This window comes from Colwellia sp. Arc7-D, assembly GCF_003061515.1.
Taxonomy (GTDB): domain Bacteria; phylum Pseudomonadota; class Gammaproteobacteria; order Enterobacterales; family Alteromonadaceae; genus Cognaticolwellia.
Window position 1 is genome coordinate 614,233 of sequence record NZ_CP028924.1, and the last position, 17,105, is coordinate 631,337.

Consider the following 17,105-nt stretch of genomic DNA (forward strand, 5'->3'; position numbering starts at 1 on the left):
TGTTAATTTTAACGTTTGTGAGTAAGTTACAAAGCTTGTGTCACTTGATATGTTTAAAAGTTATGTTTAAAAGTTATGGGTAAAGCTAGTGCAATGGTTTATCATTGTCTTATGTGAGCTAAGTTCTTAACTAAAAAAGCCCGGAACAATAAATAAACTGGCCAGGGCAAAGGCTCTGGAGAGCACCAGAGAGTTACATTTATTAGCTATATAATATGAACTTAATTAAACACTCTTACGCTTGAACGTTGAACACCGGCGACCATTTCTACTTGGCGAAAACGCTGTTTTGGATCAATATTTTGCTGAGTACCTTGCGCCAGATCGTATGCACTGTGAAAAATCATCGATACACGGTCGCTGGCACTGATGCTAGCTAGGGGATATACATCGGAAGGGCGAACCGCCACAACTAATGATATACCTGCTTGGCTTTGTGCTTGTTTATTTTTAGGCATCAACATATTTTTCAGCCCATTGGCCTCTGCTTTTACTGCTGCAGGATGATTAATGCCGATGAGTTGTACGTCACGCGCTACTGTTCTAACACCGTTACGGCTTTTAACGATAACATCGAAGCGGTCACCGTCGCCTAATTGTCCATAAGGCAAACCTTTTTGTAAGTGGTCTAAGGTATACAGTACTCGTCCTGGTGGGATCGCATGAGATAATGATTTTTTTTCTGGTTGCTTTAAATCACGAGCAAACACGGCACTACCACCAGATTTATTTACCTGTAAGGTTTTCCCCATCAATTGTCGAGGATTTTGAATAGTGCCATCAATGGCATCTTGGTCTATGCGCTGTTGTTTAAGAAATTCGGGTGTAATCACTTGACCGGCAGACATGTCAGCACTGATGGTCCAGGCCATATCAGTACTCAATTTGTCATACTGACGAACGCCGAGTGCTGAGGCTAACATACCTGATACAGTGAAAAGGAGCATGGCGCCAGTTGCGCCACCTGTGAACGTACTTTTCATATATCACCTCATTAGTTAGTTAAAAGTAGACGCTTAAGACGGAAACAACTTTTGTGCGACTCCGTCTATAAGCGATGTCTCATTAGTTTTTCAGGCTACCCACATTACTAGATGAGTTAGCACCAGCACTTGGCGTGCCACTGATAGCAGACGCCGACTCAGAAAAGTCAGTATTAATGAATTCAAATGTCGCACCGTCACCAGCATTCGTATCTACGGCATCAATAAAGCCAGAGCCACTAATTTCAGCAGTACCTTCTGCGTTTTTAATACCATCGTAAGCATAACTTTGGTCGAGTGAGCCAATAGCTTCAGCGACATCTTCCATTTCAGCCGTTACAGCATCACGCATGGTAGTTAAACCGACAACTAAGCCAATAACGATAGTAGTGGATAACAGTAATAACTCTGATGTCATCACAAATCCGCCTTGCTTCTTTTTCATTGCTTGCTTGTTTTTAATAAATTTCATAATTATTACCTCGGGTTATTTTAATTAGTTGTTTAGTACACTCACCAACTAATGTGGTTGAGCTTGTACTAGATAATGCGAGGTCTGTGCCAAATGTAAGTTAAAACTCAGTAAATAATTAAAAACTCATATAAAACAGAGTGATAAAATATTTTTATTGTTTTTTATGTCATTGAGTATGACGAAGATATTGGGTGTAAATAGATTCTGATTTGCATTTTGCAAATCACTTTCAATACGATTGTTTATATTTTATTTAACACCTAAGCCATGGTGAAGTATTGGTGTGGCTCAATGTTTTGATAGCAAATAAAAAAGCCGTGTTGTTGATGAGTCAACAGCACGGCTTTGTAACCAGAAACTAAACTTAAAGTTGAGTGAATACAGGATAATTCGAATTTACATAACAATCTACATGTTCATCTAACAACCTGATCTTGGCATTTATTACTCGGTTATTTGGTTGTTCTTTTAAGATTTGTTTATATTCTTTACATGCTTTATACCATTGTTCCTGTGCCTCATAAATGATGCCTCGATGATGAGCGATACGCCAATTCGGCTTCATAAAACGTTCAGCAATTTTGACTGACTGTAGGGCGTCAGTATATTTTCCTTCCATATAATAATAAGACGCTTGCATTTCATATAGGTAAGGATGATCTGGTGTAATGTTCAGTTGTTTATTTATCACTGAACGTGCCAATGTCAGGTTTCCTTCTTCCATCGCAATGCGACTACGTAATATAGCTGCCTCAGGATATGCACCACGCTTAGAAAGTAAGCTGTCGAGCAATTGTTGGCTACTGGCTGTGTTACCGAGTTCGAACTCTAGTAAAGCAGCGGCCATCATAATACGCTTACTATTAGGGTACTTTATATGCAGTCCATTTAACTCTGAAGCCAATCTATAACAGTCTACAACCGGTTTTGCTCTATCGTGACAATTTAAATTAAGTACTAATGCCGGTTCTGGTGCTTGTGATAATTGCACATTTTGCTGACAGCTTTTTAATGTTTTACGTTGAATACCACAAACATTATTTCGCTCTGCAACGTGAGTTGATTTCAAATTACACACTGAAACCTCTCGTTGTTCTAGTTCACATGGAGGCTTAATAGGAGCAACTTTAGCATAGCGAAATAATACTTCATCAAGTTGTTCATTTGGCGCATATACCTGGCTAGAGTTTGAATTTGTTGCACAACCTGAACTTAATAAGGTAGCGACAAAAGCACTGATAATTACTAGGGAATTGTTATTCATTTTCTGACTCCTCTTGACTGTACTTAAATGCATGGTTGTTGTTAAATACGGCTTGTTGCATTAAATCTTCTGAATTTGGGAACTGCCATCTATTCACGTCGTGGACTAATTCTCTAACTATGGTTGGCGTAACAACGATAAATAATTCACGTTCGTTATCAGCTTCTGAGGTTGACTCAGTAAACTTGCCCAATAAAGGCACTTTGCTTACGCCGGGAACAAAATCTCTATTATCATTAATATCTCGGCTTACTAACCCGCCAATTACCATTGGTTGCCCATCACGTAAGCGTGTAGAAGTGCTGATACTTCTAACATTGAATGCTGAGGTATTTAAGCCACTACCGGTACTTGATGAAATTTCTTGGGTTAGCAGCGTATCGGGTGTTGAAATCGTAGGATTAAGATCCAGCGTAATGCGATCATGCTCATCAACCATGGCTCTAACTTGTAACTGAACACCGAAAGACTTAAAGGTAGTGCCGCTAAATACGCCTGCAGTATTAGCACCTACCTGGTCACCACTTACAATACCACTTGGTGCAAAGGCTGTTGGTACGGGTACTTCACCACCCGCTGAAAATACTGCCGACTCACCGGCTAATACGGTAAGTGTTGGTCTTGATAACGTTCTTGATATACCGTCTTGTTCTAATAATGAAAATAGTAAGTCAAAAGCAAAATCTTTTGCGCCAACTTGTAAATTATTAACGAGTGCGCCTCCTAATACTTGTAAGGCATTATCAACTTTTGTCGCTGTACCCGCGTTTGCGCCTTCAAGTCCAAAGTTTCCGCCTGTTTTATCATAACCATTACTCAGCACCGAAAAATCTGGACGCCATTGTTTAAGGCGGCGATGATTAACTTCGTACATTTGCACCGACACTCGCACTAAAGGTAAATCCTTAACTTCGATTACCGATAGTAATTTACCACCCGCTACAGATAACAATTTTGCTCGACCAATATTTGATGCAATATTATTGTCTGTGCTTCCTGAACTACCACTGTTTAAACCACCAAGACCACCGGAAGGAGCCGACTTTTTATTATTTATTAATCCACCAGATTCATTGGCTAAAATTGAAATGATCGCTTTTTTAGCTTTTTCACTGTTCTCACCAGTGACTAAACGAGAAGCAACAGTTAATACTCGTACGAGCTCTACCTGATTGTCGACATAACCTTTTAATAACAAGGTATCTTGTTTTGCATCTGGAATATCACCATGTTGAACACGGGTAACCGTTACCGACTCTCCACCGACTAAATCAATGGTGTTTTTTACCCGAGTAACAATATCTTCAGGTAAAGTTTCTACTGAGATCAGGTTAATAATAGCGGCGCGTTTGTTACTTTTTCCTAGCAAAGGTTGCACGTCTTGATTTTGCATACGGAAATTATTGACTAAGCTTGCTAACGCCGATGGCTGCATTAAAACATTGTCATTGTTGCCACCTTGTCCTGCTTCAAAATAATTGCGGGCAGCGGCTTCTGCAGCAATACGATACTTTATGGTTGGTACTTGACCACGTAACACTAACGCATCGCGATCAGGTGCTAAGGTCAAGGTAATGTTCGGATGGATATCTTTAATGGCGTGATGCAATACACTCAAATCTGACGTTACAGTAAATAAAAATGTTTCAGAAGTATTATCTGAATACCAAACCATAACACTCGTACGGCCAACTTTTTTAGCTAGGGCTAAAGCTTCATTTTTACTTAGCACCTCAACTTGTAAGGTTTCTTCTTGGCCTACAGCAATACGCTCTAATGGTTTATTAAAAACTAGACGTGTGTGAGTCCATTGTACAAGCTCTCGGGTATGTTTTGATTTTATACTGTCTGCTGTTTCGACAAAATCAAGTCCATCAGCCATCACCGGCGAATTTAATAATATCCACATCAGGGTGATTAGGGATAACGTTAACTTTTTCATGCTGCTCTCCAGTTTTATGCGTATTCAGAAGTCTTTTAATAGCTTCTTGAATAACGGGTACTGGGTATATCGCAACATTCAGACCATTCATTACCAACTTATTTAACGTTGTTTATAATCATTATTAAACAAGGGGTTATGAAATTAATTTTTTTGGAAAGATTATAGTCTGGCTTAAGCCAGACTATAAAGCAGGATTAATTATTAAATTGACTTGCATTTTGCAACGCGCATTGCGTTAGTTTAAGTCAGGTTGTTATTGATTAAATTCTGCATGTTGTTGAGGCGGGTAATTTTACTGGTGATTCGACTTTTCTTTTTCTCAATTGGCATATGCTTATCTAGTAAAGCGTAGAGCTCATTGCGAAATATGGGTTTGGATAAATAATCATTCATGCCGGCACTTAAGTACTTTTCTTTATCACCATAGACCGCATCTGCTGTAACCGCAATAATCGGTACTTGTTGAAAAGCTAAGGTACTAGCTCTTATATGACGCGTAGTGGTTAAGCCGTCCATGACTGGCATCTGAATATCCATCAGAACGATATCAATTTGTTCGGTTTGTAACTTTTTCAGCGCCTCCACACCGTGATCAGCCAATATTACTCGACAGCCGCAGAGCTGCAAAAATTGTTGCATAACAATTTGGTTTTGCTGATTGTCTTCGACGACTAAAACATTAGCATTATGAAATTGAATGTCATTCAATGATGTTGTGCTTTTTTTACCACTTAACTCAATGCTAGCTTTTCCCATAAGCTCATGTAATTGCTCAAGGATACGGTTAAAGTGAGATGCTTTAACGGGTCCATTTACTAATATTTCGTTACTACCAATGACTTGAATACTATTACTTTTTCCTAAGGGATCCAAAGTAACTAAGCAAGGGAGGGTACCCGTGATGAAAGTGTCCTGTAGAGTTTGTCGACATGCAGTGTTGAGTGTAACATCTGTAACTATGATAAAGTCTTCCCCTATACCTTTAATATTAGGTATTTGATCAATACTATCAAGCTCTTCATACTTAACTTTATAACGTTCAAGCACTTGCCCAATTGCATGATTTAACCGTGGAGATTTTCCAATAATCCAGACGGTACTGTCTCTATTATCAGGAAGGTGTTTAAACATATATCTAGGGCGGGTCAGGTCGGTATCTACAGGCATTTGTACGCGAAAAGTACTGCCAACGTCGAGTGTTGATTTAACACTAATATGACCGCCAGCGGCCTCACATATTTGATGACATATTGCTAAACCAAGGCCACTGCCTCCATACTGGCGAGTGGTGGAAATATCTGATTGCATGAAAGGTATAAATAACTGTGAAACTTTATCTTCAGCTATGCCAATACCGCTATCTTCAACTGATATATCCAAAATAAGGGTGCTCTCTTTGTTTCGATGACAATCAACCTGGATAAAAACATACCCTTTTGCCGTGAACTTAATCGCATTAGCTAGTAGGTTAATCATAACCTGACGAAGGCGCACATTGTCACCTATGATACTTAATGGCGTATTCGCACTGATCTCTAAAACTAATTCTATATTCTTCGATAAAGCAATTTCAGAAACAATGTCAATTGCCTCATCAATACAGACGCCCAGATTAAATTCTCGGCTTTCTAATGTAACAGCACCAGCATCGAATCTTGAATAGGTTAGCACGTCGTCTAAAATACTCAGCAAAGCACTACCGCTGGATTGAATCATGCCTGCGAAACGTTCTTGCTCTTGGTTTAATCCGGTATTTTGTAATATTTCACTCCCACCAATCATCGCGTTAAGCGGAGTACGTATTTCATGACTGATGTTGGCGAGAAAGCGGCTTCGATCTTCAGCTAGACCTTCAGCTAGGTGTTTTGCTTTTTGTAATTCTTGTGCTGCAAAAACCCTATCATCAACGTTGACGATAGTAGTCGCTATAGCGGTTAATTGACCTTTACCGTAATACTCTACAGGGGTCATGCTCATTTCTACCCATGTATTACTGCCATCTCCACATTCCATTTGCAATTCTAAGCGACAGCTTTTTCGATTACCTTGATGAAAACCTACTAATGCTTGAGCGACTTCTGCTTGATTGGCCTCACTGATAAATTGGCTAATATCGACACCTAAGCATTGATTTTCATGTAGCTTAACTAACTCACTCCAAGCGTGATTCATAAATAAAATACGGCCATCTGGCTGTAACCGTAAGACAACCTCACTGATGTTGTCGACCACCATACGGTAATTACTTTCTGCTTCTAAGGCGACTTTCTCAGCTTGAACTCGTGGACTAATGTCTGATTCTATGGCAATAAAATGCTTTATTTCACCGTTGTCATCTTTTACTGGAGATGCTTCAATAGAAACCCAATAAGGTTGGCCAGCTTTGTTATAGTTGATAACTTCTACGCTAAACCCTTGTTTGTTCTTAGTCGCCTCAGACATTTCTTTAATTATTGCAGGATCGCTTTGTTCACCTTGTAAAAGGGAACCAGGTTTGCGTCCATGGACCTCTTCTTTACTATACCCTGTGATGCGTTCAAAACTGCTATTTACCCATTCGATGCAACCGGCACCATCAGTAATAATAACCATATTCTTAGTGTGGCTAGCAACCAAAGATAATTTACGGGTTTCTTCTTCTTTTTGACGTAGCTTTGCTTCCATTTCTTTATGATTCTGAATATCAAATAGTGATCCAATCATTTCTTGGTTATCACTTTTAACTATCCGTAACTCGAACCATCTGAGTACATAATTTGAAGTTAAAAGTTGTAATTCAGTGCGCTGTGGAAAGTTATTGGTGGTTTGATTTATGGCTAGCCATTGTTGTAGATCAAATTTAGGTAAAAATTGGCTTAGAGGACGACCAATAAGTTGCTCAGCTTGATAACCAAGCTGACGCGTCCATGCTGAGTTAACGTAAGTTAAAATAAGATCGCTGGAACACTCAAAGACACACTCATCCAGTAATGATAGTAATTTACTTTGTTTTTGCTGACTAGTAGAAAGCTTTTCTATTAGCGCATATTGAATTTGTGTTTGTAATTCGTCTTTGCTGTTGTTACTCAATGTTTTTATCCTTATTTAACTTGCTGCTTGCAACGTCGATGAATGACAAACTTGAGCGTACAATGGAAACACATCGTTGCAATAAAAGTGCTGTTCAAATGAGGTACGACTAGATGTGCAATCGTCCAGTATGGTTACTTTGAATCCCATATCGATAGCTGATCTGGCTGTTGAGTCAATACAAATAGAAGTTACTGTGCCAGCGAAAACTATATTGGTGATACCTTTATCCCGTAATATTTTTTCTAACTTGGTGTTTGAAAACGCATTCAGGCCTCTTTTACCTGGCACTACTTGAACAAAGTCATTAAATTCATTCAATTGTGGAATTATTTGCGCCCCAAAAGTTCCTTCCTTAAAGGCACCTTGCTCCTTAATTACTTGTAGGATACCGATGGGTTCATTAAGCTCTTGGTAATTTTCAGTGAAATGAATAGGTGTATTAACCACTACGCCAAAGTCCTTACCTTGTTCACGTAATAAAGAAATCGTATTTTCTAATACACCTGTGGCTCTAGAAGACTCTTCTATTACTTTGTGTAATACCCCTTGTGGGGAAAAATAATCATTTTGATAACCAATCAAAACCAATGCGGTATTTTTAAGTGTATTCATACTTATCTCCAAAAATTAATTGTTTATATAATTTAATTACTGCGCCATTTTTTCAAGAAATTTTCCAATACCAATTTGGTAATAGGTTTCTCAATATGATGCTCTATGCCTTTGCTATACAATAAATTTACTGATTCTTTTTCAGTGATACCCGTGAGAGATACTTTAGGAGTCGATTGATTAACTCCACTATTATCACGCAGTTGCAATGCGACATCACTGCCATACATACCTGGCATTTTTTCATCTAAAAAAATCAAGTCAAATGACTGTTGATTGGCAAGTTCTAGCGCCTCAATACCATCATCAGCACCAATAACAGTACAGCCTAAATGCTCAAGCATAATCATCGTTGCCATTTTGCTTGGTTTACTGTCATCAGCAACGAGTACTTTAGGCTTTATTAATTGTTTTACTTCACCCAAAAGGCTATGTAAATCACTATCAAAAAATGGCCAGTATAAATCAACATTTTGCTTTGATTCTATATCTGTCAGTTGCGTAATTGATCGCAACGAAATTTGTGGTTGGTTATTTATTATTGATTCATTTTCGTTGCCAGGCGATGTTGCTCTAAAATCCTTAATTTCTATATCCCAAGGCGATTGTGTATCATTATTTGGTGACTCATCAGTCAAGCATTGAATATTCATATGTTGTTCAAAAGAACGAAAGCAATGTTTTAATAATTTATCATCCGAGCTAATTTTTATTTTAATTGGCTCACCGATTAACTCGGGCAATGTTTGCTCTAAGCTAGTCGCTTCTGGTAATTGACATGATGATAAAGGGGTGTCTTTATCATCATAAAAATAGGCTAAAGTTAATTTACTTTCATCATGGCTGAGCTTAATCGTTATAGCATGCTGTGCATGTTTAATCGCATTTTCCATATGAGGAATGATTAGGTCTAGCAATGCCTGCGGCTCGCTATAGAGTGAGATTTGATTAAAATCCGTTCTATTGAGCAGTCGACAACAAATTGGATTTGCCATTTTGGCAATCATTGTTGATGTTAAGCATTGTATCCATTCCAATACATCTATTCGTGAATTCATCGATAGCAAGTCCTACAGTTAATATACCTTGGGTAGTGCAAGTAACGTTCCATTGTATTGATTGAAATGTTTTCCTTAAAAATCAATAAGTAATTTAATTTACATTTCTGAACTAAGGTTGAAAATCTTGTATTCGCAATATGCAATGCAATTTGATTCCTAAAATGAGTTGCATATTGAAGCTATAAATCTATTAAGTAATGGCGTTTACTATTCATCAGGTAAAACACGTAATGTTGCATCTACCTTGGCAATAAATTTCCTGATATCCAAAGGCTTAGTAATATAGGCATTAGCGCCTAGTGAGAGTAACTTTTCTCTTTGACTATTGGTTGCATCAGCGCTGAGCATTAAAATGGGAATCTTGCTAGTAGCTTTATTGTTACGCAGTTTAAGTAATACTTCATCGCCTTGTATATCGGGTAAATGCATATCGAGCAGAACCAAGTCAGGCAGTTGCTTTAGGGCTAATTCGATACCTAAGTTGCCTTGCATAGCAGATGTTAAATTTATATCAGATCTGCGCTGAAATAATGCTTCAACTAGGCGTAAGTTAGATAAGTTATCTTCAATGTATAAAATGTTAAAAACACGGGAATGCTCGGTGCCTTGTGTTGTTAACGTCTCAACATCATTGCTTTGGGTTAATAGTTGCTGTTGGGCGGGGTAGCCAATGGGTAATTCTAGCCAAAAGGTACTACCTTGCTCTAAAATAGAGTCTAACCCTAGCTCACCATTCATCGCATGCATTAAAGCTTTACTTAGGGCTAAACCAACACCGCTACCTTCTTCTTGACCTTGATCGGCATTCAACCTTTCAAATACTTCAAATACTCTAGTGTAGTTTTCGGGTGCGATACCATTGCCGTTATCTTGCACCGAAATACGCAAGGTATTATCGTGTATTCGCTTACGACAGGACACTGTGATTGTTCCATTTGGACAATTGTACTTAACCGCATTAGATAACAAATTAAGCAATACTTGCTTAAGACGTTGTAAATCAGCCATCACATAATGTTCATCGTTATCTTCAATATAGTTAAGTTTAACGCCTCTATTTGCAGCCATAGGGCGCATTAAATCCCACGACTCTTTGATTAAGGTGCTTACTTGCACTGCTTCAATTGATAGGTTTTGTTGACCCGCTTCGATACGAGCAATTTCTAATACTTCATTGATTAGCGAAGATAAATGCTTACCCGCTTTCAGGATATGATCAGTATATTCTTGTTGAGTGGTAGATAATAATTCCATTTGTAATATCTCACCAAAGCCTACAATAGCATTGAGTGGGGTGCGTAACTCGTGGCTCATTCTTGATAAGAAATCACTTTTTGCTCGGTTAGCGTTATCAGCAACATTCATGGCATGTCGTAAGTCTGCTTCAGCCTTTTTACGCTCGGTGATATCACGCACTATACCTGTGTATAAAAGCGCATTGCCTAAATTTACCTCGGCGACTGATAATTCCATTGAAAATTCACTACCATCTTTTCTTTTACCTGTGACTTCTCTTCCTATACCGATAACTTTCGCGTCACCCGAGTTTTTGTAATTATCTAAATAGCCATCGTGCTCTCTTGCATAAGAGGTTGGCATTAGTATTTTTACGTTCTTGCCTTTAAGCTCAGACTTGGTAAAACCAAATAGCTCTTCTGCAGCTCTATTGGAGGTCTCAATTAAACCGCGTTCGCTTATCGTAATTATTCCATCAACAGCTGTATCTACAATCGCATGTAATCGAGCTTGGTTATCTTGAATCGCTTGGTTGACTTTATTACGTTCAGAAATATCAGTTCCAACGACTACAATACGTTTGCCTATCTGATCATTACCATCTATTTTCAAAGCAATTTGCACAGGGATGATCTTGTCGTTTTTACTGCGTAAGGTCGTTTCATAGGCAATATCTGGCTTAGCACCCGATAATAAAGGTGCTAGTTTCTTACGTAAATTATCTATATTAAGACTGCTATCAATATCATACAGACTCATATTATGTAGCTCTTCTTGAGAGTAACCGCTTAACTTGATAGCGCCTTGGCTGACATAATCAAATTTAAGTGAACGTTCACGAAACATGAAAATAAAATTTTGGCTGATATCTAATGGAAGCTTAAACTGTTCTAGTACTTTGTCAGCTAGATCACGATTGGTTGTATCTTGAAATTGTGCTCTGAAGGTAGAACCATGCTCTATTTTTATTTTGGTTACAGACAGCTCTAAAGAAAATTTTGTACCATCTTTACGTAAACCAAAAGTTTGCAAAGGAATGTCGTTTAACTTGATATCACTGTTATTATTTTTGGGACTAAATATTTTGTTGAGCAGCTCTTTATAAGGCGAGAGGAAAAATATACTAAGATGCTGCCCTATAGTTTCGACGACAGAGTAGCCAAACATTTCTGCTGTTTTTAAGTTCATTGACTTTATGTAACCTTGCTTGTCAAAAAACAAAATACTGTAGTTTAAATGATTAAATACCTGACCTAAAAGGTTAAGATCTTGATTTAGAGTTTTAAACTCTGCATTTTGTAAAGCAATTTTGTCGCTTACACGTGCATTAGTTAACCTTAGCTCTAAGGCATCCATGACCATATCTGCTAAGTCTTGAAGCACTGATTTTTGTTGCTCACTTAGAATACGAGGTGTTGTATCTATAGCGCAAAGAGTACCTAAATTATAACCGTCGGAAGTTTTTAAAGGCGCTCCTGCGTAAAAAGCAATATGTGGTTCACCTTGTACTAATGGGGATTGGTTAAAGCGCTTATCTTGACTGGTATCAGACACTATCATTAATTGGTCATTCATAATGGTGTGAGCACAAAAAGCAATTTCTCTACCGGTATGGGTTACTTCTAACCCAACACGAGATTTGAACCATTGACGAGTCTCATCTACCAATGAAATAAGTGCAATAGGTACGTCTAAAAAGGCAGCTACAATTCTAGTGATCCGATCAAACACTTCTTCAGGAGGGGTATCTACAACTTCGTAGCGCTTTAATGCCTCCATGCGTTGTTGTTCGTCTTTTGGTACAGGGTAAGATTGCTCGGTCATAAATGTCCTTTTTATTATTTTTTCTCAGCGGCCTATCTTTAAAGCAATAAATTCATTTTGCATGGTTTAGGAAAACTTAATCACAAGACCAACCTAGACAAGTAGTATTCAAACCTTCAACTAACAAATGACTCTGATATCACTATAAACAAGATGGTTAAAATAAGCACACTATAGATAGTAATATTTTTCACTGTCTTTCTTATTTGGCAGAATAATTGCAATAGCCTTTACTATCAATTTTAGTTTTATGGGTAATTGTGATGAAACTAGCAAAAAAACAACAAGGCTTTGTATTAACAACCGAGCTAATAATATTAGCGACCATTATGACTATTGGCTCTATTATAGGGTTCTCCATTATGCGAGATGCTGTAGTTGCCGAGTTACTTGATGTTGCCAATGCAATCGAAAGCAAGCAGCAATATGCATTTGATGGTGCAAAAAAATCGTCTGCAATAATAAGTAATAGCAGTGAGAATTTGATTTGGATCTCTCCTGGTGTTGAAGGCGGTACGGTAGTTTTTGATGATCCTAGCCAGTGAATTAATTCTCAATAAATATAAGCACATGGCATTGTCTCTATTTCTGCTTAGACGATAAATTCTAATCAGTTAGCTTAAGTGCTTAAATATATTGCCTTTAAAATTAATACCACTGAATATTATGGATAGGGCTATGATGAATCTTTGTGTTCATTTTCAGTTTTTCTTAAAAATTTCATATTTTTCGCAATATGACTCTTATTTTGATTGGCAAATAGCAATTCAAATTGCGACTTTTGACTTTTGAAAAAGGGTGATATCTTTAATTGTTGATTTTAAAGGATAAATATTAACTAAAATGATGGAGCATTAATTGCTACATATGTATTATCGTTTTTCATTAAAGGTGTGCATTATTTTGACAAATTCTCGTATTCATTTATTAAAATTACTTGGCTGTTTGGTTCAAGCCTCAACTACCGCAATTGAATTTCGTTGCGATACAGAAAGAAAAAAAGGTGATCAAAAATCTAGTTTCGCTAAGAGACTCGTCAGTTTTAATCATTTAGGTCAGTTATCTTTATCTTTTTTTATGTGTGAGCCAATGAAGAAAAAAATAAATAAATTACTCACGAGATTAACGCAATTAGTTGTCGTGATTTATATTACATGCTTTGTTGGTTTAGCTAATGCATTTACTCCTGAAAATACTCAAGCTAAGCCTTTAGTATTTGGTATTGTTCCACAGCAATCTGCAGCTAAGCTAGCACGCCATTGGGTGCCACTACTTAAATTTATAAGCAATAGCACAGGCGTTGAGCTTAAATTCGCAACAGCACCGGATATTCCCACGTTTGAAAAACGATTAGCGGCAGGTGAATATGATATTGCTTATATGAATCCATACCACTACGCTGTAGTAAGTGATAAAAATGGTTTTAAAGCACTGGTACATGAAGTAGGAAAAAAAATTAAAGGCATTATTGTCGCGAAAAAAAATAGTAAAATTGAAAAGCTTGAAGATTTATCGATGCAAACAATTGCTTTCCCGGCACCAGCATCATTTGCCGCAACATTGATCCCTAAGGCAAGTCTTTCGCAGAAAAATATCAGTTTTCAAAGTAAATACGTTAATTCGCACGATGCTGTGTACCGTAATATTGCGACGGGTCGTTTCGTTGCTGGCGGCGGAATTATACGCACCTTTAATGCTTTACCAGAACGCTTTCGTGATCAACTCAAAATAATTTGGACATCAGAAGGGTATACACCGCACGCTATTGCTACCCAGCCAAAAGTTAATGATGAAACTCGACAAAAACTACTTAGTGGATTTTTAGCCGTTACAAACTCTGATTCAAGTATGCAATTACTTAAACCTCTACGTATGAAAGGTTTTACACAAGCAAACGACCAAGAATGGAATGATGTGCGCAGTTTGGATATTAACCTGCTGCTTGGACACAATTAACCGCTTTTTTATTTGGCACTAGGGACGTTATATGTCGTTTAGAATAAAAACAATGCTATTTATAGGTATTACAGAAGGCCTATTTCTAATGTTGTTGCTTTGGCAATCTTTAGCTTACCTTGAGCATTCAGGTGAAGAAGCCTTATATAGACGAGCCAGTGAGACCACTCATCTATTTAGCTTACTGGCGAAAAATGCTGTTATTTCATCAGACATTGCAGCGCTTGACGAAATCACACAACAAATAGCTGAACTCGAAGATGTTCGTTATATTCGAGTATTAGACAGTGTGGGCATTCTTGCACAAGCAGGTGATACCAGTAGTTTAGAAAATGGATTTTTCGAAGATAGCCAAATTTATCAGGTAGATGACAATATATTTGATGCTCAGACATTGGTCGTTGAATCAGGAACTGAATTTGCCAAAGTACAAGTAGGCTTACCTGTTGATTCATTATTATTATTTATCACCAAAGCCCGCTATCGATTATTTAGTATTGCTTTAGCTGAGTTGATAATGGTTGGCCTGATTTCACTGGTACTTAGCAGGTACTTAACCAAAGGTTTACTCGCATTACAAAAAGTCGCAATTGCTGTAACAAAAGGGGATATGACGTCTAGAGCGGATAATTTATCAAAAGATGAACTGGGTATTACAGCCAAAGCGTTCAATGTGATGCTAGATAAAATTAATGCCGATCAAAAAAAGCTCAATGAAAACGCAATTCATCTGACTCAAGCAAAGCAAGCTGCAGAGAAAGCATCTCAGACTAAATCTAGATTTTTATCACAAATGAGCCATGAGATACGCTCGCCGTTAAATGCCGTGCTTGGTGCGGTCAACCTGATATCAGAAAAAATTAAAGAGCCACCCGAACATATTCGTTTGTTAAAAACTGCGAAAACTAGCGGTACAGCTCTGCTAGATGTTGTTAATGACATACTCGATTTTTCTAAGATTGAAGCAGGCCATATGTCGCTAAGATATAGTGAGGTTGATCTCGTATCCTTGCTTGAAGATGTACTTAATTGTGCAGAAGCTAAAGTTGCTAATCGAGAGTTGACTATACTGGGTGATGTTTCACCAGAGTGCATTGGGCGAGTGGTTACAGATGCTACACGCTTACGCCAAATATTAAATATATTAGTTGATAATGCATGTAATTTTACTCCTCAAGGTATTGTTTTGGTGACTATTCAACGAGTTCAGTTATCCAATGGTAAAGATACACTCCAAGTAAATGTAAAAGACTCAGGCATAGGTATTGAGAAAGAATACCTCATTAAAATATTTGAAGAATTTGAACAGGTTGACTCTTCTTTAGAGGCAAGTTTCAGCGGAACTGGTTTAGGGTTAAATATAGCGCAAGGGCTAATTTCTTTAATGGCTGGCTCAATTGATGTAAGCAGTGAAGTAAATAAAGGCAGTGATTTTTGTTTTACGCTGCCGGTAGAGTTTATTGCTGATGAAGCGTTAGAAATAGCAACATTTAACGGACCAATGATACTCGTTTCAGATAATAAAAGCTTACATATGGTTTTTGCTGACAAAATGCAAAAAATGGGTGTCGACTTTTTTGGCTTCGAAAATGTCGATATGTTACGCAAGCAAATAAGCCAGCCATTATTAATAAAAAGTGCTGTTTGGTTGATAGAAGATAAAGTGATAGTCAACGACAGTAATAATTTTTGGTTACAGTCTCTTGATATCAATATTAACTGTATTAGTAGCTTAGATGTGACGTTATCCAATTCGTATGCAAGCTTTAATCGTATAAATAAACCACTTTTCTTTCATGATATCTGCTCTTTGAGTTGTAAGGACAAAACTCAGTCATTGAAAAAATCAGAGTTACCGCAGAATTTACATGACAAGAAAAGTATTTTACTCGTTGATGATATCGAAGCTAATCGATTTATTGCCGGCGAAACACTAAAGGGTCGTGGTTTTCACGTTGTATTTGCCTGTGATGGTATTGAAGCGCTTGAGATACTAGAAACACAAGTTTTTGATGTCATTCTCATGGATATTCGTATGCCAAGGATGAATGGGATTGTCGCGGTAGAGCATTTAAAAGCTAGCGGAGGCATTAATCAATATACACCGGTTGTTGCAATGACAGCCAACGTAGAAAAGTCCGAAATAGCACGATGTAAAGCTGCTGGCATGGAAGAATTCGTTGGTAAACCCTTTGATACTCAAGTGTTAGTCGACAGCATTAATCGTTGTATCTATAGCACACAGTTCAAAGTGAGTCATAAAGTGAATGTCGAGTTAAATAAAGACGATGTATTGTCGAAAATTATACTTAAACGCTTGGCGGAAGACACGTCAAAAGAAACGGTATTAACCTTGATTAACTTATTCATTACCGATATCGAAGAGCGTTCCCAGCTAATTAGCATAGCCCTTAAGCATACTGATATTGAAGGACTTGGTGACCATGCACATGCACTAAAAAGCTCTGCGGGTTCACTAGGTGCAGTAACTATGCACACACTTTGTAAAAATTTAGAGCAAGCCAGTGTAGAAAAAGACTTTGCTAAAGCTGAAGTTATTTGTAATGAACTGAAATCGATTACTGAGTTGACTATCAACACGTATAACGACTTCAGTGCAACGTATGTATAACCCCTCATTAATCATTATGTAGAAATAGATTGTTAATGTTCAAAA

At 37.7% G+C, this 17,105-nt stretch carries 11 protein-coding genes; 3 read left to right on the plus strand and 8 right to left on the minus strand.

Annotated elements, in window-relative coordinates; genetic code table 11:
• Nucleotides 1–221: 221 nt before the first annotated feature.
• From DBO93_RS02680 to DBO93_RS02715, 8 genes are all read right to left on the minus strand, one after another.
• Nucleotides 222–983, minus strand: coding sequence for an SAF domain-containing protein (locus DBO93_RS02680; RefSeq protein WP_108454947.1), 762 nt, complete (start codon nucleotides 981–983; stop codon nucleotides 222–224).
• Between the two features lie 82 nt (nucleotides 984–1,065).
• Nucleotides 1,066–1,455: a hypothetical protein gene (locus DBO93_RS02685; protein ID WP_108454948.1), complete on the minus strand. Its 390-nt coding sequence runs from the start codon at nucleotides 1,453–1,455 to the stop codon at nucleotides 1,066–1,068.
• Nucleotides 1,456–1,822: 367 nt separating this feature from the next.
• Entirely contained in the window at nucleotides 1,823–2,722 is a 900-nt protein-coding gene (locus DBO93_RS02690; RefSeq protein ID WP_108454950.1) for a hypothetical protein, read from the minus strand.
• Nucleotides 2,715–4,664 carry a pilus assembly protein N-terminal domain-containing protein gene (locus DBO93_RS02695; protein ID WP_239059088.1) on the minus strand — a complete coding sequence of 650 codons (1,950 nt, stop codon included), beginning with the start codon at nucleotides 4,662–4,664 and terminating at the stop codon, nucleotides 2,715–2,717. Before DBO93_RS02695 ends, DBO93_RS02690 begins: the two co-directional genes overlap by 8 nt.
• 243 nt (nucleotides 4,665–4,907) lie before the next feature.
• The gene (locus DBO93_RS02700) at nucleotides 4,908–7,736 is read right to left on the minus strand and encodes a PAS domain-containing hybrid sensor histidine kinase/response regulator (protein WP_108454952.1); all 2,829 of its coding nucleotides are present in this window, start codon (nucleotides 7,734–7,736) and stop codon (nucleotides 4,908–4,910) included.
• A 15-nt stretch (nucleotides 7,737–7,751) separates the two neighbouring features.
• Complete coding sequence (locus tag DBO93_RS02705; protein ID WP_108454953.1) at nucleotides 7,752–8,351, minus strand: cysteine hydrolase family protein; 600 nt, start codon at nucleotides 8,349–8,351, stop codon at nucleotides 7,752–7,754.
• Between the two features lie 32 nt (nucleotides 8,352–8,383).
• A complete protein-coding gene (locus DBO93_RS02710) occupies nucleotides 8,384–9,409 on the minus strand; it encodes a response regulator (protein ID WP_108454954.1) in 1,026 nt (341 codons plus the stop codon).
• 210 nt (nucleotides 9,410–9,619) lie between these two features.
• Nucleotides 9,620–12,472: a PAS domain S-box protein gene (locus DBO93_RS02715; RefSeq protein ID WP_108454955.1), complete on the minus strand. Its 2,853-nt coding sequence runs from the start codon at nucleotides 12,470–12,472 to the stop codon at nucleotides 9,620–9,622.
• Between the two features lie 263 nt (nucleotides 12,473–12,735).
• Here DBO93_RS02715 and DBO93_RS02720 point away from each other — a divergent pair, with 263 nt between their 5' ends.
• The 3 genes from DBO93_RS02720 (at nucleotide 12,736) to DBO93_RS02730 (ending at nucleotide 17,060) form a co-directional block, all read left to right on the plus strand.
• Nucleotides 12,736–13,017, plus strand: coding sequence for a hypothetical protein (locus DBO93_RS02720; protein WP_108454956.1), 282 nt, complete (start codon nucleotides 12,736–12,738; stop codon nucleotides 13,015–13,017).
• A gap of 358 nt (nucleotides 13,018–13,375) precedes the next feature.
• Nucleotides 13,376–14,428, plus strand: a complete 1,053-nt coding sequence (locus tag DBO93_RS02725; RefSeq protein ID WP_239059089.1) for a phosphate/phosphite/phosphonate ABC transporter substrate-binding protein — start codon at nucleotides 13,376–13,378, stop codon at nucleotides 14,426–14,428.
• 31 nt (nucleotides 14,429–14,459) lie between these two features.
• Complete coding sequence (locus DBO93_RS02730) at nucleotides 14,460–17,060, plus strand: response regulator (protein WP_108454957.1); 2,601 nt, start codon at nucleotides 14,460–14,462, stop codon at nucleotides 17,058–17,060.
• Nucleotides 17,061–17,105 lie beyond the last annotated feature (45 nt).

Excerpts from the sequence above, each read along its gene's own strand:
- DBO93_RS02680 (WP_108454947.1), bottom strand. The coding sequence starts at position 983 with ATGAAAAGTACGTTCACAGGTGGCGCAACTGGCGCCATGCTCCTTTTC.
- DBO93_RS02685 (WP_108454948.1), bottom strand. The coding sequence starts at position 1,455 with ATGAAATTTATTAAAAACAAGCAAGCAATGAAAAAGAAGCAAGGCGGA.
- DBO93_RS02690 (WP_108454950.1), bottom strand. The coding sequence starts at position 2,722 with ATGAATAACAATTCCCTAGTAATTATCAGTGCTTTTGTCGCTACCTTA.
- DBO93_RS02695 (WP_239059088.1), bottom strand. The coding sequence starts at position 4,664 with ATGAAAAAGTTAACGTTATCCCTAATCACCCTGATGTGGATATTATTA.
- DBO93_RS02705 (WP_108454953.1), bottom strand. The coding sequence starts at position 8,351 with ATGAATACACTTAAAAATACCGCATTGGTTTTGATTGGTTATCAAAAT.
- DBO93_RS02710 (WP_108454954.1), bottom strand. The coding sequence starts at position 9,409 with ATGAATTCACGAATAGATGTATTGGAATGGATACAATGCTTAACATCA.
- DBO93_RS02715 (WP_108454955.1), bottom strand. The coding sequence starts at position 12,472 with ATGACCGAGCAATCTTACCCTGTACCAAAAGACGAACAACAACGCATG.
- DBO93_RS02720 (WP_108454956.1), top strand. The coding sequence starts at position 12,736 with ATGAAACTAGCAAAAAAACAACAAGGCTTTGTATTAACAACCGAGCTA.
- DBO93_RS02730 (WP_108454957.1), top strand. The coding sequence starts at position 14,460 with ATGTCGTTTAGAATAAAAACAATGCTATTTATAGGTATTACAGAAGGC.